The organism is Nonomuraea cavernae, assembly GCF_014646355.1.
Taxonomy (GTDB): Bacteria; Actinomycetota; Actinomycetes; order Streptosporangiales; family Streptosporangiaceae; genus Nonomuraea; species Nonomuraea cavernae.
Window position 1 is genome coordinate 719,468 of record NZ_BMNH01000001.1, and the last position, 24,874, is coordinate 744,341.

At 67.4% G+C, this 24,874-nt stretch carries 23 protein-coding genes and 1 tRNA gene; 13 read left to right on the plus strand and 11 right to left on the minus strand.

The window, feature by feature from the left end:
• Position 1 precedes the first annotated feature (1 nt).
• A complete protein-coding gene (trxA, locus tag IEY82_RS03350; RefSeq protein ID WP_189122403.1) occupies positions 2-316 on the plus strand; it encodes a thioredoxin in 315 nt (104 codons plus the stop codon).
• A gap of 205 nt (positions 317-521) precedes the next feature.
• Here the strand turns inward: trxA and IEY82_RS03355 are convergent, their stop codons facing one another.
• Positions 522-1,139, minus strand: a complete 618-nt coding sequence (locus IEY82_RS03355) for a GNAT family N-acetyltransferase (RefSeq protein WP_189122404.1) — start codon at positions 1,137-1,139, stop codon at positions 522-524.
• Between the two features lie 268 nt (positions 1,140-1,407).
• Here IEY82_RS03355 and IEY82_RS03360 point away from each other — a divergent pair, with 268 nt between their 5' ends.
• The 3 genes from IEY82_RS03360 to IEY82_RS03370 all read left to right on the plus strand — a co-directional run bounded on the left by IEY82_RS03360 (position 1,408) and on the right by IEY82_RS03370 (position 4,879).
• Positions 1,408-2,640 carry an aminotransferase-like domain-containing protein gene (locus IEY82_RS03360; RefSeq protein WP_225262164.1) on the plus strand — a complete coding sequence of 411 codons (1,233 nt, stop codon included), beginning with the start codon at positions 1,408-1,410 and terminating at the stop codon, positions 2,638-2,640.
• A 145-nt stretch (positions 2,641-2,785) separates the two neighbouring features.
• Entirely contained in the window at positions 2,786-3,742 is a 957-nt protein-coding gene (locus IEY82_RS03365; RefSeq protein WP_189122406.1) for a D-alanine--D-alanine ligase family protein, read from the plus strand.
• A gap of 90 nt (positions 3,743-3,832) precedes the next feature.
• On the plus strand, positions 3,833-4,879 hold the full coding sequence (locus IEY82_RS03370) for a threonine aldolase family protein (RefSeq protein WP_189122407.1): 1,047 nt from the start codon (positions 3,833-3,835) through the stop codon (positions 4,877-4,879).
• A 482-nt stretch (positions 4,880-5,361) separates the two neighbouring features.
• Here IEY82_RS03370 and IEY82_RS03375 read toward each other — a convergent pair whose 3' ends face one another.
• The 10 genes from IEY82_RS03375 to rpmH form a co-directional block, all read right to left on the minus strand.
• Positions 5,362-5,856, minus strand: coding sequence for a GNAT family N-acetyltransferase (locus tag IEY82_RS03375; RefSeq protein ID WP_189122408.1), 495 nt, complete (start codon positions 5,854-5,856; stop codon positions 5,362-5,364).
• A gap of 384 nt (positions 5,857-6,240) precedes the next feature.
• Positions 6,241-7,197, minus strand: a complete 957-nt coding sequence (locus IEY82_RS03380; protein ID WP_189122409.1) for a ParB/RepB/Spo0J family partition protein — start codon at positions 7,195-7,197, stop codon at positions 6,241-6,243.
• 283 nt (positions 7,198-7,480) lie between these two features.
• A complete protein-coding gene (locus tag IEY82_RS03385) occupies positions 7,481-8,011 on the minus strand; it encodes a hypothetical protein (RefSeq protein ID WP_189122410.1) in 531 nt (176 codons plus the stop codon).
• Between the two features lie 209 nt (positions 8,012-8,220).
• On the minus strand, positions 8,221-9,012 hold the full coding sequence (locus IEY82_RS03390) for a ParA family protein (protein WP_189122411.1): 792 nt from the start codon (positions 9,010-9,012) through the stop codon (positions 8,221-8,223).
• A gap of 278 nt (positions 9,013-9,290) precedes the next feature.
• Complete coding sequence (gene rsmG / locus IEY82_RS03395) at positions 9,291-9,962, minus strand: 16S rRNA (guanine(527)-N(7))-methyltransferase RsmG (RefSeq protein ID WP_189122412.1); 672 nt, start codon at positions 9,960-9,962, stop codon at positions 9,291-9,293.
• 224 nt (positions 9,963-10,186) lie between these two features.
• A complete protein-coding gene (locus tag IEY82_RS03400) occupies positions 10,187-10,675 on the minus strand; it encodes a Jag family protein (RefSeq protein WP_189122593.1) in 489 nt (162 codons plus the stop codon).
• A 20-nt stretch (positions 10,676-10,695) separates the two neighbouring features.
• Complete coding sequence (gene yidC / locus IEY82_RS03405; protein ID WP_189122413.1) at positions 10,696-11,646, minus strand: membrane protein insertase YidC; 951 nt, start codon at positions 11,644-11,646, stop codon at positions 10,696-10,698.
• A gap of 4 nt (positions 11,647-11,650) precedes the next feature.
• Complete coding sequence (yidD, locus tag IEY82_RS03410) at positions 11,651-11,932, minus strand: membrane protein insertion efficiency factor YidD (RefSeq protein ID WP_189122414.1); 282 nt, start codon at positions 11,930-11,932, stop codon at positions 11,651-11,653.
• The gene (gene rnpA, locus IEY82_RS03415; protein ID WP_189122415.1) at positions 11,929-12,291 is read right to left on the minus strand and encodes a ribonuclease P protein component; all 363 of its coding nucleotides are present in this window, start codon (positions 12,289-12,291) and stop codon (positions 11,929-11,931) included. The genes yidD and rnpA overlap by 4 nt, the downstream gene beginning before the upstream one ends.
• 62 nt (positions 12,292-12,353) lie before the next feature.
• Positions 12,354-12,491 carry a 50S ribosomal protein L34 gene (rpmH, locus tag IEY82_RS03420; protein WP_043614899.1) on the minus strand — a complete coding sequence of 46 codons (138 nt, stop codon included), beginning with the start codon at positions 12,489-12,491 and terminating at the stop codon, positions 12,354-12,356.
• 461 nt (positions 12,492-12,952) lie between these two features.
• Here rpmH and dnaA point away from each other — a divergent pair, with 461 nt between their 5' ends.
• From dnaA to IEY82_RS03465, 9 genes are all read left to right on the plus strand, one after another.
• A complete protein-coding gene (gene dnaA / locus IEY82_RS03425) occupies positions 12,953-14,533 on the plus strand; it encodes a chromosomal replication initiator protein DnaA (protein ID WP_189122416.1) in 1,581 nt (526 codons plus the stop codon).
• A 523-nt stretch (positions 14,534-15,056) separates the two neighbouring features.
• A complete protein-coding gene (dnaN, locus tag IEY82_RS03430) occupies positions 15,057-16,196 on the plus strand; it encodes a DNA polymerase III subunit beta (RefSeq protein ID WP_189122594.1) in 1,140 nt (379 codons plus the stop codon).
• 45 nt (positions 16,197-16,241) lie between these two features.
• A complete protein-coding gene (gene gnd, locus IEY82_RS03435; RefSeq protein WP_189122417.1) occupies positions 16,242-17,183 on the plus strand; it encodes a phosphogluconate dehydrogenase (NAD(+)-dependent, decarboxylating) in 942 nt (313 codons plus the stop codon).
• Positions 17,184-17,255: 72 nt separating this feature from the next.
• A complete protein-coding gene (gene recF, locus IEY82_RS03440) occupies positions 17,256-18,488 on the plus strand; it encodes a DNA replication/repair protein RecF (protein WP_189122418.1) in 1,233 nt (410 codons plus the stop codon).
• Positions 18,478-18,978 (plus strand): DciA family protein, encoded by a 501-nt coding sequence (locus IEY82_RS03445; RefSeq protein ID WP_225262090.1) that lies wholly within the window; start codon positions 18,478-18,480, stop codon positions 18,976-18,978. Before recF ends, IEY82_RS03445 begins: the two co-directional genes overlap by 11 nt.
• 325 nt (positions 18,979-19,303) lie before the next feature.
• The gene (gene gyrB / locus IEY82_RS03450) at positions 19,304-21,247 is read left to right on the plus strand and encodes a DNA topoisomerase (ATP-hydrolyzing) subunit B (RefSeq protein ID WP_263647455.1); all 1,944 of its coding nucleotides are present in this window, start codon (positions 19,304-19,306) and stop codon (positions 21,245-21,247) included.
• Positions 21,248-21,280: 33 nt separating this feature from the next.
• Entirely contained in the window at positions 21,281-23,788 is a 2,508-nt protein-coding gene (gene gyrA / locus IEY82_RS03455) for a DNA gyrase subunit A (protein ID WP_189122420.1), read from the plus strand.
• A gap of 3 nt (positions 23,789-23,791) precedes the next feature.
• Positions 23,792-24,466 (plus strand): DUF3566 domain-containing protein, encoded by a 675-nt coding sequence (locus tag IEY82_RS03460; RefSeq protein ID WP_189122421.1) that lies wholly within the window; start codon positions 23,792-23,794, stop codon positions 24,464-24,466.
• A gap of 149 nt (positions 24,467-24,615) precedes the next feature.
• Positions 24,616-24,692: transfer RNA gene (locus IEY82_RS03465), tRNA-Ile, on the plus strand.
• Positions 24,693-24,874: the final 182 nt, after the last annotated feature.

Here is a 24,874-nt window from a genome sequence, read left to right on the forward strand (position 1 = left end):
CGTGAAGGCAGTAACCGACGCCACGTTCGAGGCTGAGGTCCTCAAGAGCGACAAGCCCGTTCTGGTCGACTTCTGGGCCGAATGGTGTGGCCCGTGCCGTCAGGTGGCGCCCATCCTGGAGGAGATCGCCAAGGAGCACGGCGACAAGTTGGAGATCGTCAAGCTCAACATCGACGAGAACCCCAACGTTCCGCGTGACTACGGTGTGCTCCAGATCCCCACGATGAACGTCTTCAAGGGTGGAGAGGTCGTCAAGCAGATCATCGGCGCCAAGCCGAAGGCCATGCTGCTGAGGGAGCTCGACGGCATCATCTAGGCCGCCGCTCCGCCGCACTCACCGCGAAAGCCCCCTGCCGGGAGGCAGGGGGCTTTCGCATGGGCTCGCATTCTGTACGGGAGGACGCTCCGGGAAACACGCCTTTGAGGTACGCCGTTGGGTACGCCCTTGGGACATGTCCTTGAGAGACCTACCTTGAGAGGCGTCCTTGAGAGGCGTCCTTGAGAGACGTCCTTGAGAGACGTCAGACGGGGCGAAGTGCGCGTTCCGGGCTCATGGACCCGAGAAGGCGCTCCAGGGCCACCTCGACGTCCTCACGCCACGAGACGGCGGTCTTGAGCTCCAGCCGCAGCCGAGGGAACCGCAAATGCGGCCGGACCGTTTTGAACCCCACCGAAAGCAGATATTCGGCAGGCACGACGCAGCTCGGCTCCTCCCACTTGAGGTCGCCGAACGCCTCGATGGCCTTCACCCCGCGCCGCGTGAGGTCTTTGGCCACTCCCTGAATCAGCATCCGGCCCAGCCCGCCGCCGGAGAACTCGGGGATGATGTGCGCCGTCATCAGCAGGACCGCGTCGGCGCTGACCGGCGAGGTGGGAAAGGCCAGGGAGCGCGGGGTGTAGAGAGGCGGGCTGTAGAGGACGAATCCGGCAGGCACCCCGTCGACGTAGACGACCTTCCCGCAGCTGCCCCATTCGAGCAGCGTGCCGGAGATCCACGCCTCTTTCTCCAGCCCCGGATCGCCTGACTCGACCGCACGCTCGCCCCCGACGGGGTCGAGCTCCCAGAAGACGCACCGCCGGCAGCGGCGCGGCAGATCGTCCAGATTGTCCAGGGTGATGTTGACCAGCCGACGCGACAACTACGGCCCCAATCGTTGACCCGGAAAAGCGCGCGAAAACCACGTCTCCAGCTGGCATCGTAGCCCAGTGATGGTGCCACCAGCGGATACCACGGCGCTCCAGCCCCCTCCATGGGCGACATGTCGGACTGGCGTAATCTGGTATCTCAGCTCTACCTGTGACAGGAGGTGGACCGTGACAGAAGAGCAGGATCACGGTCAAACGCCCGCGACCCAAGGGTCGCGGATCGATGCCTACGTCGATCGGTACGCCGCACGAGCTACCGGGATGGTCGCCTCCGAGATCCGAGCTCTCTTCGCCGTCGCGTCCAGACCCGAGGTGGTCTCGCTCGCCGGCGGCATGCCGTACGTCACGGCCCTCCCCCTCGACCTGGTCGGCGAGCTGGTCTCCGATCTGGTGACCCGGCACGGCCCGGTCGCGCTGCAGTACGGCTCGGGCCAGGGCGATCCGCACCTGCGCGAGCAGATCTGCGAGGTCATGCGCCTGGAGGGGATCCACGCCGGGGCGAACGACGTCGTCGTCACCGTCGGTTCACAGCAGGCCCTCGACCTGATCACCCGGATCTTCATCGACCCGGGTGACGTCGTACTGGCCGAAGGGCCCTCGTACGTGGGCGCCCTAGGCACATTCGCCGCCTATCAGGCCAAAGTGGTGCATATCGCCATGGACGATCAGGGCATCGTGCCCGAATCGCTGGCGCAGACCATCTACGCCCTGGAGACCGCCGGGGCGCCGATCAAGTTCCTCTACACGATCCCGACCTTCCACAACCCGGCAGGCGTCACGCTCAACGCGGCCCGGCGCCAGCAGGTGCTCGACATCTGCCAGCGGGCCGGCGTACTGATCGTCGAGGACAACCCGTACGGCCTGCTCGGCTTCGACGGCGAGCCCATGCGCGCGCTGCGCGCCGACAACGCCGACGGCGTGGTCTATCTGGGGTCGTTCTCCAAGACGCTCGCCCCCGGGTTCCGCGTCGGCTGGGCACTCGCGCCGCACGCCATCCGCGACAAGCTCGTGCTGGCCATGGAGTCGGCCGTGCTGTCGCACTCGTCGTTCACCCAGCTGGCCGTCGGCCAGTACCTCACCACGCAGCCGTGGCGGGAGCAGATCAAGTCGTTCAAGGAGCTCTACCGCGAGCGGCGCGACGCGCTGCTCGACTCGCTTGAGGCGCTGATGCCGCCCGAGGTCACCTGGACCCGCCCCGCCGGCGGGTTCTTCGTCTGGGTGACCCTGCCCGAAGGCCTCGACTCCAAGGCGATCCTGCCGCGGGCGGTGGCCGAGCGGGTGGCGTTCGTCCCGGGCACCGGGTTCTTCTCCGACGGCAGTGGGTCGCGGCAGATGCGGCTGTCCTTCTGCTTCCCCGAGCCCGAACGCATCCGCGAAGGGGTGCGGCGGCTGGCCGGGGTGATCGAGCAGGAGATCCAGCTGCGCGACACGTTCGGCACCGGATCCACCCGTGGCCATGCCGGTGTGGACACCCCCGGACCCGACCTGGCGTGACTTTTTCCGTACGGCCGGCGTCCACCCACAGGGGGCGCCGGCCGTACATTTTGACGGCCTGACACTGAGGAATGCGCCTGGTGTGCACCCATCCGTCCCCGACGCCGGTACGGTTGGACAGCGTTCCATCAGCGGAGGAGATGCAATGAGCGATCTGGGCCACGTGCTCGTGCTGGCCGGAGGCCTCTCGTACGAGCGTGAGGTGTCCCTGCGCTCCGGTCGCCGGGTGAGCGAGGTGCTGCGTGCGGCGGGCATCGACGTCGAGGCCCGCGACACCGACGCGTCGCTCGTCCCGTCCATCCTCGCCGACCCGCCGGACGCCGTCTTCGTCACCCTGCACGGCGGCGCGGGTGAGGACGGCGCGATCCGCTCCGTGCTGGAGCTGCTCAACGTCCCCTACGTCGGCGCCGACCCCGACGCCTGCCGGGTCGCGTTCGACAAGCCGACCGCCAAGGCCGTCGTCCGCTCGGTTGGCCTGGTCACCCCCGAGTCGGTCACGCTGCCCAAGGAGACGTTCCACGACCTCGGCGCCACCATGGTCCTGGGGCGCATCGTGGCACAGCTCGGCCTGCCCCTGTTCGTCAAGCCCGCCCGGGGCGGCTCCGCGCTCGGCGCCTCCATCGTGCGCACCGCCGAGGAGCTGCCCGCCGCGATGGTCGGCTGCTTCGCCTACGGCGACACGGCGTTGATCGAACGCTACGTGGTGGGTGTCGAGGTGGCCGTGTCGGTCGTCGATCTCGGCAACGGGCCGATCGCGCTGCCCGCCGTCGAGATCGTCCCCGACGAGGGGGTCTACGACTACGCCGCCCGCTACACCGCCGGGCACACCGAGTTCTTCGCCCCCGCCCGCCTCTCCCCCGACGCGGCCGCCGCCTGCGCGCAGACCGCGGTCACCGCGCACACGGCGCTCGGCCTGCGCGACATCTCCCGCACCGACCTCATCGTCGACGCCTCGGGCCAGCCGCACTTCCTTGAGGTCAATGTCGCCCCAGGCATGACCGAGACCAGCCTCCTCCCGATGGCGGCCGAGGCCGCCGGGCAGGACCTCGGTGGGCTGTGCCGCATCCTCCTCCACAACGCCGCCGCGCGGACCCGCACCTGACCTCTGGCCTCCGCTGCCGCCGGTTCAACCCCCCGGTGGCTCGGTGGCCGGGCACCGCGCCGGTTGTTCCGGGGTAAGTAGCCTTTTGGTGTGCTGATCGATTCGACATATCCGAAGAGCTTCGCCAGCGACAACCACGCCGGCGTACACCCTGCTGTCCTCGAAGCCATGACGGCGGCGAACCACGGCGACGCCCCCGCCTACGGAGACGACCCGTGGACCGCCGTCTTCGAGCGCCAGATCAAGGACACCTTCGGCACCGGCGCGGAGGGCTTCGCCGTGCTCAACGGCGCAGGTGCCAATATGGTCGGGCTGGCCCTCATGCTCGGCCGGTACGACGCCATCATCTGTGCCGACACCGCCCACATTGCGACGCACGAGACGGGCGCGACCGAACGCCTTCTCGGCGTCAAGCTCGTCACCGTTCCCACGGAGGGCGGCAAGCTGCGGCCCCATGACATCACCGGCCGCCTGAGCGCTCTGGGCAGCCACCACGAGTCCCAGCCGCGCGTCGTCTCCATCTCCCAGGTCACCGAACTCGGCACCTGCTACTCCCCCGACGAGATCGCCGCCCTGGCCGAGACCGCCCACAACTCGGGCCTGCTCCTGCACGTGGACGGTGCCCGCCTGGCCAACGCCGCCGCGTACCTCTCATGTGACCTGAGCACGATCACCACCGACGTCGGGGTCGACGTCTTCAGCTTCGGTGGCACCAAGAATGGCGCCCTGGCGGCCGAGGCAGTGGTGGTGCTCGACAGCTCGCTGACCCACGCCGTGCCATTCCTGCGGCGTCAATCCCTCCAGCTGTCCTCGAAGATGCGCTTCATCTCGGCTCAGCTCTCGGCTCTCCTCACCGACGACCTCTGGCGCCGCAACGCTGGTCACGCCAATCACATGGCCGACCGGCTGGCGGCCGGCCTGACCGGCGTTCCAGGAGTCACCATCACTTACCCGGTGCAGTCCAACGCCGTCTTCGCCACACTTCCCGCAGAGGCGGCAGCCGCGCTTCAGGAGCGCTATCTCTTCCACCAGTGGGACGAGGCCGCCGGCATTGTGCGCTGGATGACCGCCTTCGACACCACGCCCGAGCACATCGACGACTTCCTCACCGACATCCGCAAGGCACTTTCCTCCTGACCTCTCTCGTGGTTTCACGTGAAACACTCGCGATTCACCGAACTCCCTGCGGCCTCCCTCCACTCGGCTCGACGTTGACGTTGAGAGCAGCACCGCAATCACGGCAGAACGACGCAGTAGGCACCCGATGTCGGTACGGCAGGCACCAAGTGGGCAAGACCTACGCCTGCTTGAGGCGTGTTCACTGGCCAGCCCACCACACAAGACGGCACGTACACCCCGAGCTAAGGCCCATCTGTACGCCGCGGTCACCAGACCCAGCGGCACACCGGAGCTCCAAGGCTTTCCCAGGAGACAGTGGCCGCGCGACCGAGCACAGCACCGGACGGGCGCTTGGCCCAAGGCACGGCACGGCGGGACGAGGCGCGGCGCGGCGGGACGGGACGCGGCGCCACGGGTGTCCGGGGGCCGCCGGACCCACGGCACGGCACTCGACGCGCGGCGCGTCAGGGCGGGACAGGGCGTGTTAGGAGCGCTCGCGCTCAGTCCTTGAGCTCGCCCTCCAGCAGGCTCATGAGGACCATGTCATGCCATCGGCCGTTTCTGCGGAGAGTGTCTCGGGCGCGGCCCTCTTCGACGAAGCCGACCTTCTGGTACACGCGGATGGCTGCCGCGTTCTCGTCCGCAACCCACAACTCGATGCGGTGCAGGCGCAGCGCGTCGAAGCCGTAGCGGCAGATCAGGCGGACGGCTTCGGTGCCGTAGCCGTTGCCCCAGCAGTCCTTCTCGCCGATGTAGATGTCGAGCTCGGCGCCGCCGGTCTCCGGCTCTGCGCCGCTGAGGACCACCAGGCCGATCAGACGGTCGTCGGCGAGAGTTTCGATGCCGAGCACGGTGCGTTCGTAGGAGTTCTTCGGGCGGTCGGCGTATTCGTCGACGAACCGCTCCCGGCTGACCGGATAGCTGTGGGCGAACCACTGCATGACGTCGGGATCGTGGTTCCAGCGGTGGTGGGCCGCCGCGTCAGAGGGTTCCATGGGGCGCAGTCGTACGAGATCGCCGGTCAGCAAGACATGTGCTCCGTTCGTTGATCCAGGAGTGCGGGAACCACGACAGCAGCTCGAATGCCCGGCCGGCAATAGGTTTTCTGGATCAACGCGATGGCTGCAGACGGTCAGGTCGCCGAGAAGGACCGCGCTTTCAGTGGCGGTCACAGAAAAGGCCGGCAGCGTTGCGATCGTGTCCTGGCGCGTCGCGCATGCTCACCGGAGTGTGGTCGTGAGGCAGGTGGACGAGCATGACGTAGTGCGGGTGCGCATCGCCCAAGTGCGGCGACGGACACCTGTACACGAGACGCCCCAGGGCGACGGGTGAGCGTGGCGGTTTCACGTGAAACACGGCACGGTTTCACGTGAAACAGGTCAGCCCTCAGACTCTCGCATGGCACGCGCCGCCTCGGGGGCCATGGTGCCGATGATGCGCTCAAGGTCGTCGATCGTGGCGAACTCCACGACGATGCGCCCCTTGCGACGCCCCAGATCGACCTTGACCTTGGTCTCGAAGTGATCGGAGAGCCGATCCGCCAGGTGGGTCAGACCAGGGGCGACGGGCTTGTTGGGCTTGCGCTCACGGGGGGCGTTCTGGGCCGCCTTTGAGCTCCCGAGTGCGACGATCTCTTCGACCGCTCTGACGGACAGAAGCTCGGCAACGATGCGCTTCGCGAGCTGGATCTGCTCCTCCTGGCTGTCGAGGCCGAGGAGTGCGCGGGCATGGCCGGCGCTGATGGTGCCAGCGGCGACGCGGAGTTGGACTTCCGGGGGGAGATTCAGCAGGCGCAGCGTGTTGGTGATGTGGGAGCGGGAGCGGCCGACCTTCTGGGCGAGCTGGTCGTGGGTGGCCTGGAAGTCGTCCAGCAGTTGCTGGTAGGCGGCGGCCTCTTCCAGGGCGTTGAGTTGCTCCCGCTGCAGGTTCTCGATGAGGGCGTCACGGAGGAGCTCGTTGTCCATCGTGTTACGGACGATCGCCGGAACGGGATCAAGCTCGGCGAGCTGGCACGCGCGCCAGCGCCGCTCCCCCATGATGAGCTCATAGCGGCCACCGCCGACGGACCGCACGACGATCGGTTGGAGCAAACCGACCTCGGAGATGGACGCCGCCAACTCCTTGATGCGATCCTCGTCGAACACCTCACGGGGCTGTCGCGGGTTGGGCACGATGGCGCTGAGGGATAGCTCCTTGAAGTACGCGCCGGCAATCGGCTGAGGGTTGGTCTCTCCCGCACCGTTGGTGGCAACCGCCGTTCCGGTGCCGTCAACAATGGGACCGGTCGGGATGAGCGCCCCGAGCCCCTTCCCCAATCCCCGCCGCTGCTGACTCACTACGTCTCCTCATCCACCCCGGCTGATTCCGGTCACTCCAGGAGAGGTTACCGTCGTCAACGCAACACGGTGCCTCGTCGCCACACGCGGTTGCGCCGGATTTACACCATCAACACATATACACGCCCGTCGGCCTCCCAACTGCGCCTCCGGCCCCCTATCCACCCACACTTCCACCGTCGTCGTCCGCCAGTGCGCCGGCCACGCCGACCAGCGAATGATCCAGCCCGACCTCGGCTCCGGGTAGGAGCATGCGGTCGTCAAGCGACGACCCGTACGACACCTAATCCACCGCCCCGACGACCAACGTGAGCGACGCGTCCGACCGGTCCAGGAGGACCAACTCCCAGAAGTGCCACAGCACCCACCCGTAGTCGTGCATGGCCTCCCGCCCCAGCTCGCGTAACTTGTACCGATGCGTCGCCCCACGGAGGGAGTCGTAGACGTGCGTTTCGAGGCACGAAGCCAGCTCTTCAGGTACGGGATCGAGGAATCCGATCTCCTTGACCCAAGTCCGGATCAGCTGATCCGCGACTGCCTCGTCGACAAGGTCGAACGAACTCGCGGTCATGCGAGAGAGCAGGAACGGCCCGTGAAGCCGCCGGTTGTCGATGCTGACCGAATCGCCTGACGCATAGTCGCCTCGATAGCGCTCGTGGCGTAACAGAAGATCCAGAGCCGCCACCTCGTCCCCGGACCAGCGGGCGAGCTGAAACCGCTTCACATCGATCCAGGCGTAACTTCCGTTGCGGAAGTTGATGAACTCATGGGCGATGAAATCGAGAGAAGCCGTCATGGCGTCACGCCAGAGCACCTCGAAACGCGCACCTTTCCTTCGCCGTGAGAGCTGCACCGCCGCACGCACTTCATGGAGCGCACAGACTCACAGAACGCAGTCGGAAATCGCATCGACCGCACTGACCGGCATCGAGTGGACAACCCGCGAAGAGCACTTGCCGGTGCGAGTTGGGCGAAAGGGTTGAGGTGAGAGAAACCCGCCATGTGGAGGATGCGGAGCAGGAGTCAGACGGCGGCGCGGTGGGCGATCTCGCGGGCGGCGTCCATGTACGCCATGGCCCCACTGGAGCCCGGATCGTACGTCATGACCGACTGGCCATAGCTGGGCGCCTCGGAGAGGCGGACGCTGCGCGGGATCACCGTGTTGAGGACCGTCTCACCGAAGTGGGCGCGAACCTCGTCGGCCACCTGTGAGGCCAGACGGGTGCGGCCGTCGTACATCGTGAGGACGATCGTGGAGAGGCTGAGCGTGGGGTTCAGGTGGGCCTTGATCAGATCGACGTTGCGCAGCAGCTGGCCCAGGCCCTCCAGCGCGTAGTACTCGCACTGGATGGGGATCATGACCTCTTCGGCGGCCACCAGCGCGTTGACCGTCAGCAGGCCGAGCGACGGCGGGCAGTCGATGACGATGTAGTCGAACTCAAGCCCGGTGTAGGCGCTGAGCGCTCGGCGGAGGCGGGCTTCGCGGGCCACGAGCGAGACGAGCTCGATCTCGGCACCGGCGAGGTCGATGGTGGCGGGGGCGCAGTAGAGGCCCGGCATGTCGGGCACCTGCTTGATGATGTCCGCCATGGGCAGGTCGTCCACGAGCACTTGGTACACATCCGGCACGTCACCGCGATGCTCGGTGGCCAGCGCCGTCGAGGCGTTGCCCTGAGGGTCAAGGTCGACGACGAGCACGCGTTGGCCGTGCATGGAGAGCGCGGCGGCGATGTTCACGGACGTCGTCGTCTTGCCCACTCCCCCCTTCTGGTTCGCCACGGCGATCACCCGGCATTTGGCCGGCCGCGGCCACATGCCGTCACGACCACCGGGCTCCTCCCCTGCCTGAGCCGCCGCCTGGGTCGCGGATGTTTCACGTGAAACCACAGAGCTGAGCGCCTCTCGTACCAAAGGTGAATCGCCGGGGGTCAGTGGGGTCTGGGTCACGATGGCCATCCTTTCAACCAGTGGTATGCCGGTGCCGGGAATTCGCTGTCGCGACACGCCCTTTTCGGGCCAGCCAACCCCTGTGGGACTCTCGGACGGAGGACTGTCCGGCCAGCCCAGGCCGCATGCTGCGACTGGCATGACCGTCACCTCCTTCGTCGCCGCCTACCGACCTCCGGCGCGCGACCCGCTACCACCCGAACCAATGTTGCAGGCGGCTCGACCTTACCGCGCCCGACGGTCACAAGCTCAGCCGTCCTCACTCCACTGGCACGCAACTGGGGGCCCGCTTCGGCGAGCTCCTCGGCGGCACGCTCCCCCTTCATCGCGATCAGCTCGCCGCCTTCGCGAAGGAGCGGCATGGCCCACTTCAGCAGCCGATCAAGCGGGGCGACGGCGCGGGCACTGGCGACGTCGAACTCACGCCGGCCGGCCAGCTCCTCCGCCCGGCCGCGCAGCACCTCGACGTTCCCCAGCTTGAGCGCCTCGACGCACTCCTCCAGGAAGACGGTACGGCGAAGCAACGGCTCAAGGAGCGTGACCGTGATGTCCGGCCGTACGATCGCCAGCACCAGACCTGGCAGTCCGGCACCCGAGCCGATGTCCACCAGCCGCACTCCCTCGGGTACGGCCTCCGCGACGACCGCGCAGTTGAGCAGGTGGCGATCCCAGATCCGCTGCACCTCCCGCGGCCCCAGCAGCCCACGCACGACTCCGGGGCCGGCGAGGAGCTCGGCGAAGGAGTTCGCCCGCTCCCAGGCGTTGCCGGTGAAGACGTCCCGGGCAATGTCCGGCGGAGCAGGCAGCTCATCGCTCACTGGTTGGTGGCCCTTTCATTGGCTGGTCGACGGCTCGGACACGGGCGGTGCCGAGCTCAAGGCTAGGCGGGGGGATCACGGTGGAAGACTAGCGGGCCGCCCCGATGGCGGGCCGTGGCAGGCGTTCCGCGCTCGGGGCGCAGCCGTACGGGAGGAAAGCGACATACGAACGGCCGCCAGTCCCCGCACAGGGGCTGACGGCCGCACAAAATCCACAGAACGGGTCAGGCGGGAAGAACCACCACGTACCGCTGGGGCTCCTCCCCCTCGGACTCGCTGCGGAGCCCGGCGGCCGCCACGGCGTCGTGAACGATCTTCCGCTCGAACGGCGTCATGGGCTGGAGCGACTTGGGCTCGTCCTTCTCCCGGACCTGGTTGGCGACCTCGGTGCCGAGCTTGGTCAACTCGGCGCGCCGCCGCTCGCGGTAGCCGGCGACGTCGAGCATCAGCCGCGACCGCTCCCCCGTCTGCCGGTGGACGGCCAGCCGGGTGAGCTCCTGCAGGGCCTCGAGAACCTCGCCGGACGGCCCGACGAGCTCGTTGCCCTGGACGCCGACGACGGAGACGAGCGCCCGGTCGCCCTCGACGTCCATGTCGATGTCGCCGTCGATGTCGGCGATATCGAGAAGGCCCTCGACGTAGTCGGCCGCGATCTCGCCCTCCTGCTCAAGCGCGTTGACATCAGGAGCCTTCTCCTGCTCGGCCTCGGTCATCGCCGGCCTCTCCTTCGTGTTCACGACTTCTTGCTGCCGGTGCGCTTGCTGCGGGACTGGCGGCTGGGCTGCTGCCTAATGATCTTAGGCTCCGGCGGCGCGGGAGGTGCTGCTTCCTCAGGGGGCGTCTTGCGAAGCTTGGCCAGCATGCTCTGCTTGGGCTGCACCGGGATCACGTTGCCCTTGGCGTCGAACTCGGGCATCGGGTTGCGGGTGTAGAACCAGTGCTGCTGCGCCAGCGTCCAGACGTTGGTGGTGACCCAGTAGAGGATCAGGCCGAGGGGGAAGTTCAGGCTGAAGAAGGCGAACAGCGGCGAGATGTACATCAGGATCTTCTGCTGCTGCGCCATGGGGTTGTCCGGCATCTGAGCCATCGAGCGCGTGACGCTCTGCCGGACGGTGAGGAACGTGGTCAGCGAGCTGATCGCCACGAAGATGGCCAGCACGATCTTCGTCTGTACGACGGTCGCGTCGAAGCCCTCGATCTCGCTCGCCGACATGAAGAAGTTGGCCGGGAGAGGCGCGCCGAAGATGTGCGCGGACCGGGCGCTGTCGACGAGTTCCTGGCTCATGCCGTAGACCGCGCGGCCGTTGGCCATGGCCTGCAGCACGGTGAACATCGAGATGAAGATCGGGAACTGGGCCAGGATCGGCAGGCAGCCGCCGAGAGGGTTGGCACCCGCCCCCTGGTACAGCGCCATGACCTCCTGGTTCATGCGCTGCTTGTCGTTCTTGTAACGCTTGCGAAGCTCAGCGACCTTGGGGGCGAGCTCCTGCATCTTCCGCGACGAGCGCATCTGCTTGAGGAACAGGGGGAAGATGAGGATCCGCATGATCACGGTCAGCGTGATGATGGTCAGCGCCCATGTCAGCCCGCTGTCCGGGTTGAGGAATGTGCTGTATCCGGTGTGGATCCAGATGATGACGTGGGCTACGGCTTCATAGAGCCAGCTCAGCCAGGACAGCTCCACCGAGCTATCTCCCTTGCAATTCGTGAGACCGAACCGGGCGTGGGGGCACCGGGTCTATACCTCCGGGATGGAATGGGTGGCACCGCCCGATGCGCCGGACAGTCAGCCATGTGCCGCGCAATGCTCCATGTACGGCGATCGCCTCGAGCCCGTAGGCGCTGCACGACGGATAGAAACGACAGCGCGGACCGAGCATCGGGCTGATGAAGGCCCGGTAGAACCGAATAGGGATGATCAGCGCCCGAGCGGCGAAGCTCGGCGGCCTCCCTTGCGGCTGCTCCGTCATCTCTGTCCATCCATCGAGGACTCGCGCCGCCTGAGCAGACGATCCAACGCGAGATCGAGCTCGGCGGCAAGTTGCTCGTATCGCGCGGCCGCGGCCGGTGGGTTGGCGCGTACCACAAGCAGGCTACCTCGTGGCAACCGGTCAAGGCGGTCTCGCATCAGGTGCCGAAGCCGACGCTTGACCTTGTTGCGGACCACTGCGCCGCCGACTGCGCGACTGACCACGAAACCGATTAGAGGTGTTTCATCCCCAGAAACGGTGAGGTGTATCACCACAGCGGGACGACCAGCGCGTTTACCGCGCTTGATCGCCGCTTCGAACTCTTTCCCGCGCCGCATGCGGGTTTGCCGGGGTAGCACCGTATACGCCTAATGCCCGCCGGCGGACTTCACCGGCGGGCGACCTAGCGGGCGCAGGGCGATCAGGCCGACAGCTTCTCGCGGCCCTTACGGCGACGAGCGGCCAGGATGGCGCGACCGGCCCGGGTGCGCATCCGCAGCCGGAAGCCGTGGGTCTTCGCGCGGCGACGGTTGTTCGGCTGGAAAGTACGCTTGCTCACGGGTGGGCTCCAGGCTTGATGATGCGCCCAGGGGCGCTTAACACACATGGCCGGCCTGCCAGGAATAGCGAGGGCACGCGAAATAGCCGTCGCGTGAGCATGCCGACCGTCGTACGTTACGGGTCAAAGGCGTCCCAGGTCAAACCAGCGAGTGGCGCCGCGCGGTTATCCACTAATCCACATGCGGGTTTTCCACCGCCTCGGTGGCGTCCACAGTATGCGGGGCCGGCTGCCACTAGGCTGTGGACAACGTCTTGAACACAGCTGTGCACAAAGATACTGTCGGCGCTCCTGGGGCCCTGTTAGAGGCTGTGGAAAGCCTGTGGATCTCCTGTGGAGAGTCTGGGCACAGAGCCTGGCCGCCAGGCTGTGGACGGGCGGGGTCGATCGTCGGGTGGCGACCGCCGGCTGTGGATAAACAGATCGCGGGGGGCCGCGAGAGGAAGGAGGGGAGCCGCACCATGAACGGTGTCGACCTTGGCACGGTATGGGCGAGGGCCCTGGGCAACTTCCTCAACGAGAACGTCCCGGTTCAGCAGCGCACCTGGCTCTCCATGGTCCGTCCCATCGCCCTGGCCGACGACACGATCGTGCTGGGCGTCCCCAACGACTTCCTGAAAGACCTCATCGAGGGCAAGCTGCGCCCGCTCGTGGCCCACGCGCTGTCCCAGGAGCTCGGCCGGGCCATGCGACTGGCCGTGATGATCGACACGACGGCTCCCGAGCAGCCCCAGCCCGACCTTCATCAACAGGCTGTGGGTCAGAGTTATCCACAGAGCCCGGAGCCGCAGCCACGTTTTGCACAGCCCCCATCGGCCCAGCACTACCAGGCTTCCGAGCCTCCGCAGTTCTATTCTCCACAGCCGGAGCCACCGCAGTCGTCCACCGAATATCCACAGCCGACGTTCACTTTTGAACAGCCCCAGTCGTACACACCGCCTGTGGAGAAGGCGCCGGAGCCGGCGCCGAACCGGTGGGAGGCGAAGAGCAGCAAACCCAGCGAACCCGCACGGCTCAATCAGAAGTACACCTTCGAGACATTCGTCATCGGCGCCAGCAACCGGTTCGCGCACGCGGCGGCTGTCGCGGTGGCCGAATCCCCCGCGAAGGCGTACAACCCGCTGTTCATCTACGGCGACTCGGGTCTGGGCAAGACGCACCTGCTCCACGCGATCGGCCACTACGCGCAGAGCCTGTACGACGGCGCGCGAGTGAGATACGTGAGCTCCGAGGAGTTCACCAACGACTTCATCAACAGCATCCGCGACCACAAGGCCGACGGGTTCCGCGGGCGCTACCGCGCGATCGACATCCTGCTCGTGGACGACATCCAGTTCCTGGAGGGCAAGGAGCAGACGCAGGAGGAGTTCTTCCACACCTTCAACACGCTCCACAACGCCAACAAGCAGATCGTGATCTCCAGCGACCGGGCCCCGAAGCAGCTGATCACCCTGGAGGACCGGCTGCGCAACCGGTTCGAGTGGGGCCTGATCACCGACGTCCAGCCGCCCGAGCTGGAGACCCGCATCGCGATCCTCCGCAAGAAGGCCATACAGGAGGGCCTGGCCGCGCCGCCCGAGGTGCTCGAGTACATCGCCAGCCGCATCTCCACCAACATCCGCGAGCTTGAGGGCGCCCTGATCAGGGTCACCGCGTTCGCCAGCCTCAACCGGCAGGGTGTCGATCTCCAGCTGGCCGAGGTGGTGCTGAAGGACCTGATCACCTCGGAGTCGGGCGAGGAGATCACGATCGCCACGATCATGGCCAAGACCTCCGAATACTTCGGCATCAGCATCGACGACCTCTGCGGCAGCTCGCGCAGCAGGGCGCTGGTCAACGCCCGGCAGATCGCGATGTACCTCGCGCGGGAGCTGACCGAGCTGTCGCTGCCGAAGATCGGCCAGCAGTTCGGCGGCCGTGACCACACGACCGTGATGCACGCCGAGCGCAAGATCCGCTCGCTCATCGCGGAGCGCCGGTCGATGTACAACCAGGTCAACGAGCTGACAATGCGCATCAAACAGACGTCGCGCGGAGCCTGACTCTTATGCACAGCCTGTGGATAACACTGTGGATCAGGGAAAACGTCCGTAGCCGACCGCAGAACACCCCACCTTGGCCCGAAAAATCCCGCGGATGGCCTGGGGATAAAGCTGGGGACAACCTGAGGAGAACTTGGGGACAACCGGTGGATGACCTGGGGACAGCCTGTGCATAGTCTTTTTGGAGCCCCAGGAGAGGCCGTTTACCCGGTGGATAACCTGTGGAAACCCAGTGGATAACCAGTGGACGAAGACCCCAAGACCTGGGGACAGCCTGTGCACAGCGACGCGTCATCCCCAGGCGGCAAAGTTACCCCCAGGCGTCACCCACACCTCCGGTGGACAAAAACAGGGGCCCTGACCAGCGGAAACACAAGTTATCCACGGTATCCACAGCCCCTACTGTGAAGACCACACATCTCTCTTACTAAGAAACTCAAGAGCCAAAGAAGGGTTCTCCCGGATCTCAGGTGCGGGAGAGGCGACACTTTGAATCAACGACGAACTCAGGAGGCTGATGACCGTGATGTTCCGAATCGAGCGAGACGTCCTCGCTGAGGCGGTGGCATGGACGGCACGCAGCCTCCCCGCCCGCCCGTCCGTGCCCGTCCTCGCCGGCATGCGCCTGGAGGTCACCGACGAGCAGCGGCTGAAGCTGTCCGGGTTCGACTACGAGGTCTCGGCCGAGGTCACGCTCGAACTCCACACCGGCGAGCCCGGTGTCGTGCTCGTCTCCGGCAAGCTGCTGGCCGAGATCACCCGCGCCCTTCCCGCACAGCCTGTGGACTTCGTCCTCGAAGGCGCCAAGGCGGTCGTCACCTGTGGCAGCGCCCGGTTCACCCTGCTGACCATGCCTGTGGAGGACTACCCGACGCTGCCGGCCATGCCGCCGGCCGCCGGCCGCGTGGGCAGTGACGTGTTCGCCGCCGCCGTCGGTCAGGTCGCGGTCGCCGCCGGTCGTGACGACACGCTGCCGATGCTCACCGGGGTGCGGATGGAGATCGAGGGCGAGACCGTGACCCTCGCCGCGACCGACCGCTACCGCCTGGCCGTACGCGAGCTGAAGTGGCAGCCCGACCAGTCCGACCTGTCCGCGATCGCGATGATCCCGGGCAAGACGCTCGCCGACACGGCCAAGGCCCTGGGCGCGACCGGCGCCGAGGTCGAGATCGCGCTCAGCTCCGCCGGCGGCACCGGCGAGGGCATGATCGGCTTCTCCAGCGCCGGGCGGCGCACGACCACGCGGCTGCTCGACCCCGAGTTCCCCAAGTACCGCTCACTGCTGCCCACGGAGTTCTCCGCGCGCGCCGACCTGTCCACAGGCCCGTTCGTCGAGGCGGTCAAGCGCGTCGCCCTGGTCGCCGAGCGCAACACCCCCGTACGGCTCGCGTTCAGGGGCGGGGAGGTCGTGCTCGAGGCGGGCAGCGGCGACGAGGCGCAGGCCGTCGAGGTGCTGCCGGTCGACTACGAGGGCGAGGAGATGAACATCGCCTTCAACCACCAGTTCCTGCTCGAAGGGCTGGGAGCGATCGACTCCGATGTCGCGCGCCTGCAGATGACCACGTCCACGAAGCCCGCCATCCTCACCGGGGGCAAGCCTGTGGACGGCGACGGCGCCCCCGACTACCGTTACCTGATCATGCCGATCCGCCTGTCAGGCTGAGGCTGACGTCGGGGATGATGGAAGTCTGACTAGGGGGTAGATCACATGCAGATCGGCATGGTCGGACTTGGCAAAATGGGCGCCAACATGGCCGAACGGTTGCGCCGCGGCGGTCATGACGTGGTCGGCTACGACCACAACACCGAGGTCAGCGACGTCGCCAGCCTGAAGGAGCTGGTCGAGCGGCTTGAGGCGCCACGCACGGTCTGGGTCATGATCCCCGCGGGCCGACCCACCCAGCAGGTGATCGACGAGCTCGGCCGGCTGCTCGACGCGGGCGACCTGGTCGTCGACGGCGGCAACTCCCACTACGTGGACGACCAGAAGCACGCCGCCGAGCTGGCGGACAAGGGCGTCGGATTCGTCGACTGCGGCGTCAGCGGCGGCGTCTGGGGCCTGGAGAACGGCTACGCGCTCATGTGCGGCGGCGAGAAGGCCGACGTCGACCGGTTGATGCCGATCTTCGAGACTCTCAAGCCCGAGGGCGAGGACGGGTTCGTGCACGCGGGCGACGTGGGCGCCGGCCACTTCGCCAAGATGGTCCACAACGGCATCGAGTACGGCATGATGCAGGCCTTCGCCGAGGGCTGGGAGCTGCTTGAGGCCTCCGACATCGTCAAGGACGTCAAGGGCTCCTTCAGCAGCTGGCGCACCGGCACCGTCATCCGCTCCTGGCTGCTCGACCTGCTGGTCCGGGCGCTCGACGACGACGAGCACCTCGACGAGCTGCGCGGCTACGCCGAAGACTCCGGCGAGGGACGGTGGACCGTCCAGGCGGCCGTGGATCACGCCGTGCCGCTGCCGGTGATCACCGCCGCGCTCTTCGCCAGGTTCGCCTCGCGGCAGGAGGACCCGCCCGCGATGAAGGTGGTGGCGGCGCTGCGCAACCAGTTCGGCGGGCACCCGATCGCCGCCACCGAGGGCTCTCTGGGCAAGGGCGCCGACGCGCCGGGCGCCGACGTGCGGCCACCGCGCGAGGCGTCGTGACGCCACAGCGGTTTTCCACAGGCGGCAAGCCGGTGGCCCCGGTGACCTGCGTGGCCCACTAACCTTCGTGGGGTGCATGTCGCCCACCTCTCGCTGACCGACTTCCGGTCCTACGCGTCCGTGGAGCTCGGCCTGGAGCCGGGCGTCACGGCGTTCGTGGGGCCCAACGGGCAGGGAAAGACCAACCTGGTCGAGGCTCTGGGCTACGTGGCGACCCAGTCCAGCCACCGGGTCGCCACCGACGCGCCGCTCGTGCGACAGGGCGCGAGCCGGGCGATCGTGCGCTGCGCCGTCCAGCGTGACGACCGGCGGGCTCTGGTCGAGCTGGAGATCAATCCGGGCCGGGCCAACCGCGCGCGGCTCAACCGCTCCCCCGTGTCCCGGCCGCGTGACGTCATCGGCCTGCTGCGCACCGTGCTGTTCGCCCCTGAGGATCTGTCGCTGGCCAAGGGCGACCCGTCGGAGCGGCGGCGGTTCCTCGACGAGCTGCTGGTGGCCAGGGTGCCCAGGTTCGCGGGCGTGCGGGCCGACTACGACCGCGTGCTGAAGCAGCGGGGTGCGTTGCTGCGCACGGCCGCGCAGGCCCGCAGAGGCACCAGGAGCGCCCGGCGGGCCGAGGGTGACTCCGGGTTCGCGGCGGCGGGCGCGGGCGACGTGCTGAGCACGCTGGAGGTGTGGGACGCCCACCTCGCCCGGCACGGAGCCGAGCTTCTCCAGGCCCGGCTCGATCTCATCGAGGAGCTGCGCCCGCTGGTCGCCGGAGCCTACGCCGGGCTGGCCCCCACGAGCGCCCCCGCGACCCTGGCCTATCGCAGCACGTTGTCCACAGGCGGGGATGTCGCTGAGGACGAAGACGCCGGTGAGCGGGGATCTTCTGATACACAGACGTTATCCACAGACTTGGGGAAAACCCTTGAGGAACGGCTGCGCGAGCGGCTATTGGAGGTCCGCCCGGCGGAGCTGGAGCGGGGGGTCACCCTCGTCGGCCCACACCGCGACGACCTGATCCTCGGCATCGGCGATCTGCCGGCCCGCGGCTACGCGAGCCACGGCGAGTCGTGGTCGTTCGCGCTGGCGCTGCGCCTGGCCGCCTACGACCTGCTCCGCGCCGACGGCGGCGATCCGGTGCTGATCCTCGACGACGTCTTCGCCGAGCTCGACAGCCAGCGCAGGCGCCGCCTCGCCGAGATCGTCGCGCCCGCCGAGCAGGTGCTGATCACCGCCGCCGTGGCGGACGACGTGCCGCCCGAGCTGATCGGTGCCCGATTCGACGTAGCCGAAGGGAGCGTGACCCGTGTCCGGTGACGACAATCCCACGGCCAGGGGGGCCGCCATGGCCAGGGAGAAGCTCGCCCAGGCCAAGGCCGACGCCGCCAAACGCGGGCAACTCCCCCGCCGCGAGCCCCGGCGCAAGGCGGCCGGCGCCCGCAGGGACGCCGGCGATCCCCAGCTTTTCGGACGCGCGATCATGGATCTGCTGGCCGAGCGGGGCTGGGAGCGGTCCGCGGCCGTCGGCGGGGTGTTCGGGCGCTGGCCCGACATCGTGGGGCCCGACCTGGCCGCGCACACCAAGCCCGAGTCGTTCGACGACGGTGAGGTGCTGATCGTCGCCGACTCCACGGCTTGGGCGACGCAGGTCCGCCTGCTCGCGCGCACCCTGGTGCGCCGGCTCAACGAGGAGCTGGGCGACGGCACGGTGACGAAGGTCAAGGTCAGGGGGCCGCTCAACGCCCCCCGTCCGGCCGGCGGGCTCCGGGTCACCGGCAGCAAGGGGCCCGGGGACACGTACGGCTGAGCCGTACACTCCCGAAAACCGATCAGAGAGCCGCAGACGCGATGACCCCCGGTCCCGTGTGGGGGAGCTCCAAACGGGGGGAAAACGAGCTAGAGGCCGCCACAGGCGCGTTCAATGCCACCTTGGGCGTCTGGAGCCGGTAGAATGAAAGCGGATTCCGGACACGTCCGCTTGCGTGTCACCCCTGGCGCGCATGCGACGCGCCGACTCCCCCGGGTGGCGAGCGCAACGGGGCACTCACGACGGTGACGGGCACGGCAGGGGCAGCTCAGCTACGCATGTGACGCCTCCCCCGCCGCGTGTCCGCGGCAGGAGGATTTGGCACTTGTCCTACGACGCTAGCTCAATCACCGTACTCGAAGGGCTTGAGGCGGTTCGCAAGCGCCCGGGTATGTATATCGGTTCAACCGGCGAGCGGGGTCTCCACCACCTTGTCTACGAGATCGTGGACAACGCTGTGGACGAGGCTCTGGCAGGTCACGCCGACCGCATCGACGTCACGCTCATGGCCGACAACGGCGTGCGTGTCGTGGACAACGGCCGTGGCATACCGACCGGGATTCACCCGGTCGAGAAGCGGTCCGCGGTGGAGGTCGTGCTGACCACGCTCCACGCGGGCGGCAAGTTCGACAGCAAGTCCTACGCGGTCTCCGGCGGCCTGCACGGCGTCGGCTCGGCCGTCGTCAACGCGTTGTCGTCGGCCATGGACGTCGAGGTCAAGCAGAACGGCCACTACTGGCGGCAGCGCTTCGAGCGCAGCAAGCCGACCGCGCCGCTGGCCCAGGGCGAGGAGACCGACGAGACCGGCACCATGATCACATTCTGGGCCGACCCCGAGATCTTCGAGACCACCACGTGGAACTTCGAGACGCTCTCGCGCCGCTTCCAGGAGATGGCCTTCCTCAACAAGGGCCTCACGATCGTCCTGACGGACGAGCGGCCCGACCACATCAACGGCGAGCCGGTCAGGGTCGAATACCACTACGAGGGCGGTCTGTCCGACTTCGTCAAGCACCTCAACTCCAAGAAGGAGCCGGCGCACGCCTCGGTGATCGACTTCGAGGAGCACGGCGACGGCGCCTCGGTCGAGATCGCCATGCAGTGGAACAACTCCTACTCCGAGTCGGTCTACACCTTCGCCAACACCATCAACACGGCCGAGGGCGGCACCCACGAGGAGGGCTTCCGCGCGGCGCTGACGTCGATCGTCAACCGCTACGCCCGCGAGCAGAAGTTCCTCAAGGAGGGCAAGGACGAGAACCTCTCCGGTGAGGACGTCCGCGAGGGCCTGACCGCGATCGTCTCGATCAAGCTGGCCGACCCCCAGTTCGAGGGCCAGACCAAGACCAAGCTGGGCAACACCGAGGCCAAGTCGTTCGTCCAGAAGGCGTGCAACGACCACCTGCGCGCGTGGTTCGAGCGCAACCCCGGTGAGGCCAAGGACATCATCAACAAGTCGCTGCAGGCCGCCAGGGCCCGGCTCGCGGCGCGTCAGGCCCGTGACCTGACGCGGCGCAAGTCGCTGCTCGAGTCGGGCAGCGGGCTGCCGGGCAAGCTGGCCGACTGCCAGTGGAACGACCCCAGCAAGTGCGAGCTGTTCATCGTCGAGGGCAACTCCGCCGGCGGCTCGGCCAAGGGCGGCCGCGACTCGCGTTTCCAGGCGATCCTGCCGATCCGCGGCAAGATCCTCAACGTGGAGAAGGCCAGGGTCGACAAGGTCCTGCAGAACATCGAGGTCCAGTCGCTGATCACGGCGATGGGCACCGGCGTGCACGACGAGTTCGACATCGGCAAACTGCGCTACAGCAAGCTGATCCTGATGGCCGACGCCGACGTCGACGGCCAGCACATCACCACGCTGCTGCTGACGCTGCTGTTCAGGTTCATGCGGCCGCTGATCGAGGGCGGTCACGTCTACCTGTCGCAGCCGCCGCTCTACAAGATCAAGTGGGACCGTAAGGGCGACGACGCCTCCTACGCCTACTCCGATCGTGAGCGCGACGCGATCATCCAGGAGGGCATCGCCCGGGGCAAGCGCGACCCGCGCGGGCACGACGGTGTCCAGCGCTTCAAGGGTCTCGGCGAGATGAACGCCAACCAGCTGTGGGAGACCACCATGAACCCCGCGACCCGCATCCTGCTGCAGGCCACGCTCGACGACGCCGCCCAGGCCGACGAGATGTTCAGCGTGCTCATGGGTGAGGACGTCGAGGCGCGCAGGGCCTTCATCATTCGCAATGCGCGAGATGTCCGTTTCCTGGACGTGTAGCGACAGCCGTACACCAGAAAAGGATCTTTACACGTGACGGAAGTGAACACTCCGCCTCCAGCTTCGCCGGAACGCGTCGAACCGGTCGACATCCAGACCGAGATGCAGCGCAGCTACATGGACTACGCGATGTCGGTCATCGTGTCGCGTGCGCTGCCCGATGTGCGTGACGGTCTCAAGCCGGTGCACCGCCGCGTCCTCTACGCGATGTACGACGGCGGCTACCGCCCCGACCGCGGCTACTTCAAGTGCTCGCGCGTCGTCGGTGACGTCATGGGCTCCTACCACCCCCATGGCGACACCTCGATCTATGACACGCTGGTACGGCTCGCGCAGACGTGGTCGCTGCGTCATCCGCTGGTCGACGGGCAGGGCAACTTCGGCTCTCCGGGCAACGACGCGCCCGCGGCGATGCGCTACACCGAGTGCAAGCTCGCGCCCATCGCCATGGAGATGCTGCGCGACATCGACAAGGACACCGTCGACTTCCAGCCCAACTACGACGGACGCTCGCAGGAGCCGGTCGTCCTGCCGGCCCGCTTCCCCAACCTGCTCGTCAACGGCGCGGGCGGCATCGCGGTCGGCATGGCCACCAACATCCCCCCGCACAACCTGCGCGAGGTGGCCGAGGCCGTCAAGTGGGCGCTGGAGCACCCGGAGGCCTCCGACGAGGAGCTGCTCGAAGCGGCCATGGCCCGGGTCAAGGGCCCCGACTTCCCGACCCACGGGCTGATCGTCGGCCGGCGCGGCATCGAGGACGCCTATCGCACCGGCCGCGGCTCGATCACCATGCGGGCCGTCGTGGAGGTCGAGGAGGACAACAAGGGCCGCCACGCCCTCGTCGTCACCGAGCTCCCCTACCAGGTCAACCCGGACAACCTCGCCCTCAAGATCGCCGAGCTGGTCAAGCAGGGCAGGGTGACCGGCATCGCCGACGTCCGCGAGGAGTCGTCGTCCCGCGTCGGGCAGCGCCTGGTGATCGTGCTCAAGCGCGACGCCGTCGCCAAGGTCGTGCTCAACAACCTCTACAAGCACACCCAGCTCCAGGACACCTTCGGCGCCAACATGCTGGCACTGGTCGACGGGGTGCCGCGCACGCTGCGGCTCGACCAGTTCATCACGCACTACGTGGCCCACCAGATCGAGGTCATCGTCCGCCGGACGCGCTACCTCCTGCGCAAGGCCGAGGAGCGCGCCCACATCCTGCGCGCGCTGCTCAAGGCGCTCGACCGGCTCGACGAGGTCATCGCCCTGATCCGCGCGTCCGAGTCGGCCGCCGCCGCACAGCAGGGCCTGATGGGCCTGCTGGAGATCGACGAGATCCAGGCGCAGGCCATCCTCGACATGCAGCTGCGCAAGCTCGCCGCCCTGGAGCGGCGGGCGATCCAGGACGAGTACGACCACCTGATGACGCAGATCGCCGACTACCTCGACATCCTGGGCTCCGAGTCGCGGCAGCGGCAGATCGTCGGCGACGAGCTCGCCGAGATCGTCGCCCGCTTCGGCGAGGACCGGCGTACCGAGATCACCGCCTACGACGGCGACATGTCGATCGAGGACCTCATCGCCGAGGAAGACATCGTCGTCACCATCACCCGCGGCGGCTACGCCAAGCGCACCCGCACCGACCTCTACCGGGCGCAGAAGCGCGGCGGCAAGGGCGTGCGCGGGGCGCAGCTGCGCCAGGACGACATCGTCGACCACTTCTTCGTCACCTCGACCCACCACTGGCTGCTGTTCTTCACGAACAAGGGCCGGGTCTACCGGGTCAAGGCGTACGAACTGCCCGACTCCGGCCGCGACGCGCGGGGCATGCACCTGGCCAACCTGCTGGCCATGCAGCCCAACGAGACGGTCATGGAGGTCCTCGACCTGCGTGACTACGACGTCGCCCCCTACCTCGTGCTGGCGACCCGCAGTGGCTTGGTCAAGAAGACCCGCCTGTCGGAGTACGACTCCCCCAGGTCCGGCGGCCTCATCGCGATCAACCTGCGCGACGACGACGAGGTCATCGGCGCCCGCCTGGTCTCCGAGGAGGACGACCTGCTGCTCGTCTCCAAGGGCGCGCAGTCGATCCGCTTCACCGCCTCCGACGAGGCGCTGCGGCCGATGGGCCGGGCGACGAGCGGCGTCATCGGCATGCGATTCCTTGAAGGCGACGAACTTCTCGCAATGAATAGGATCGCAGACGGACAAGATGTGCTTATCGCCACCAAGGCCGGGTACGCGAAGCGAACACCGGTTGAGCAGTATCCGGTTCAAGGTCGTGGTGGTAAGGGCGTGCTGACTGCGAAAATCGTGAGCTCTCGTGGCAAGCTGGTCGGAGCCGTCATGGTCAACCCGGAGGATGAGGTCTTCGCGATCACATCCGCTGGCGGGGTGATCCGGACGAGTGCCGGCGAGATCAAGCAGTCCGGCCGCCAGACCATGGGAGTGCGATTGATGAATCTCGCCGAAGGCGACAGTGTGGTAGCCCTCGCCCGGAACGCCGAGTCGATGGAGGCTGCGGTGGACATTGAGGAAGACGGGGGAGGAGAGTAAGTCATGAGCGCCCAGGGTGGCGGTAGCCCTAGCCCCAGCGCCAGGATCAAGGCGGTTGCTCGGGACAACGGCCAGCCCAAGAAACCCAGCGAGCCCGAGACCCGCGACCAGCGCCCCGAGGACAACAACGCGACGGCGGTGCACAAGGTGCCGGCCACTCAGCCGGCTCCGGTCAAGCCCCCGCCGAGCGACGGGCAGGGCAACGAGACGGCCCGAGCCCGTCCGTCGCTCACCTCCGAGGCTCCTCCTCCGCTGGTCGAGCTCCCACGGAAGAAGTCTTCCAACTCGGGAGCCCGCCTGCCCCGTAAGGCACACCTGGTGCTGCGCCGCATCGAGCCGTGGTCGGCCATGAAGTTCAGCTTCGTGGTGTCGATCGTCTGCTTCGTGGTGCTTTTCGTGGCGGTCGCCGTGCTGTACGGCGTGCTGTCCGCTCTGGGCGTGTTCGACTCGCTCGTCGACCTGGTCAACCAGCTCGGCCAGGGAGAGCAGGGCCAGAACTCCATTCCCATCGACATCGCCTCCTGGTTCGAGCCGGTGCGCATCCTCGGCTACACGGCGCTCATCGGCGCCGTCAACGTCGTGCTGATCACCGCGCTGGCCACCCTGGGAGCGGTCATCTACAACGTCGCCTCCGACCTGGTGGGCGGCGTCGAGGTGACCTTCAGCGAGGCCGAGTAGTCCTCGGTCGTCCGTGGTCCGCGTGTTGGTTCGCGCCGCACTCCCATGGTGGGTGCGGCGCGAACAACACGCCGGAGGCGGTAAGCTTTTCCTCGTTCCACCAACCGATTCGCGCCCACCGGCGGGGATGCGATACGGTCTGTGTGCGCGGGGCTATAGCTCAGACGGTTAGAGCGCTTCCCTGATAAGGAAGAGGTCCCAGGTTCAAGTCCTGGTAGCCCCACCACAACTGAACAGGCAAAAGGCCGCTATCCGATCTTCGGTAAGCGGCCTTTTTGATGCCTGCGTGACAAACTACGGTGACACTCGATCCGGTCATGTCTCAGAGATGCGATCGCCACAGCGCGATCCGCCGGGCCGCCCCGGAACGCGGGGCCGTTGGTCGGGTGCTGTAAGGCGGTGCGGACC

Bases quoted from the DNA above. Each gene is read 5' to 3' on its own strand.
- dnaA (WP_189122416.1), top strand. From the start codon at position 12,953: ATGAACGGTGTCGACCTTGGCACGGTATGGGCGAGGGCCCTGGGCAAC.
- yidD (WP_189122414.1), bottom strand. From the start codon at position 11,932: ATGACGGAGCAGCCGCAAGGGAGGCCGCCGAGCTTCGCCGCTCGGGCG.
- IEY82_RS03365 (WP_189122406.1), top strand. From the start codon at position 2,786: ATGAGCGATCTGGGCCACGTGCTCGTGCTGGCCGGAGGCCTCTCGTAC.
- gnd (WP_189122417.1), top strand. From the start codon at position 16,242: ATGCAGATCGGCATGGTCGGACTTGGCAAAATGGGCGCCAACATGGCC.
- IEY82_RS03375 (WP_189122408.1), bottom strand. From the start codon at position 5,856: ATGGAACCCTCTGACGCGGCGGCCCACCACCGCTGGAACCACGATCCC.
- IEY82_RS03390 (WP_189122411.1), bottom strand. From the start codon at position 9,012: ATGTGGCCGCGGCCGGCCAAATGCCGGGTGATCGCCGTGGCGAACCAG.
- IEY82_RS03360 (WP_225262164.1), top strand. From the start codon at position 1,408: ATGGTCGCCTCCGAGATCCGAGCTCTCTTCGCCGTCGCGTCCAGACCC.
- IEY82_RS03400 (WP_189122593.1), bottom strand. From the start codon at position 10,675: ATGACCGAGGCCGAGCAGGAGAAGGCTCCTGATGTCAACGCGCTTGAG.
- IEY82_RS03460 (WP_189122421.1), top strand. From the start codon at position 23,792: ATGAGCGCCCAGGGTGGCGGTAGCCCTAGCCCCAGCGCCAGGATCAAG.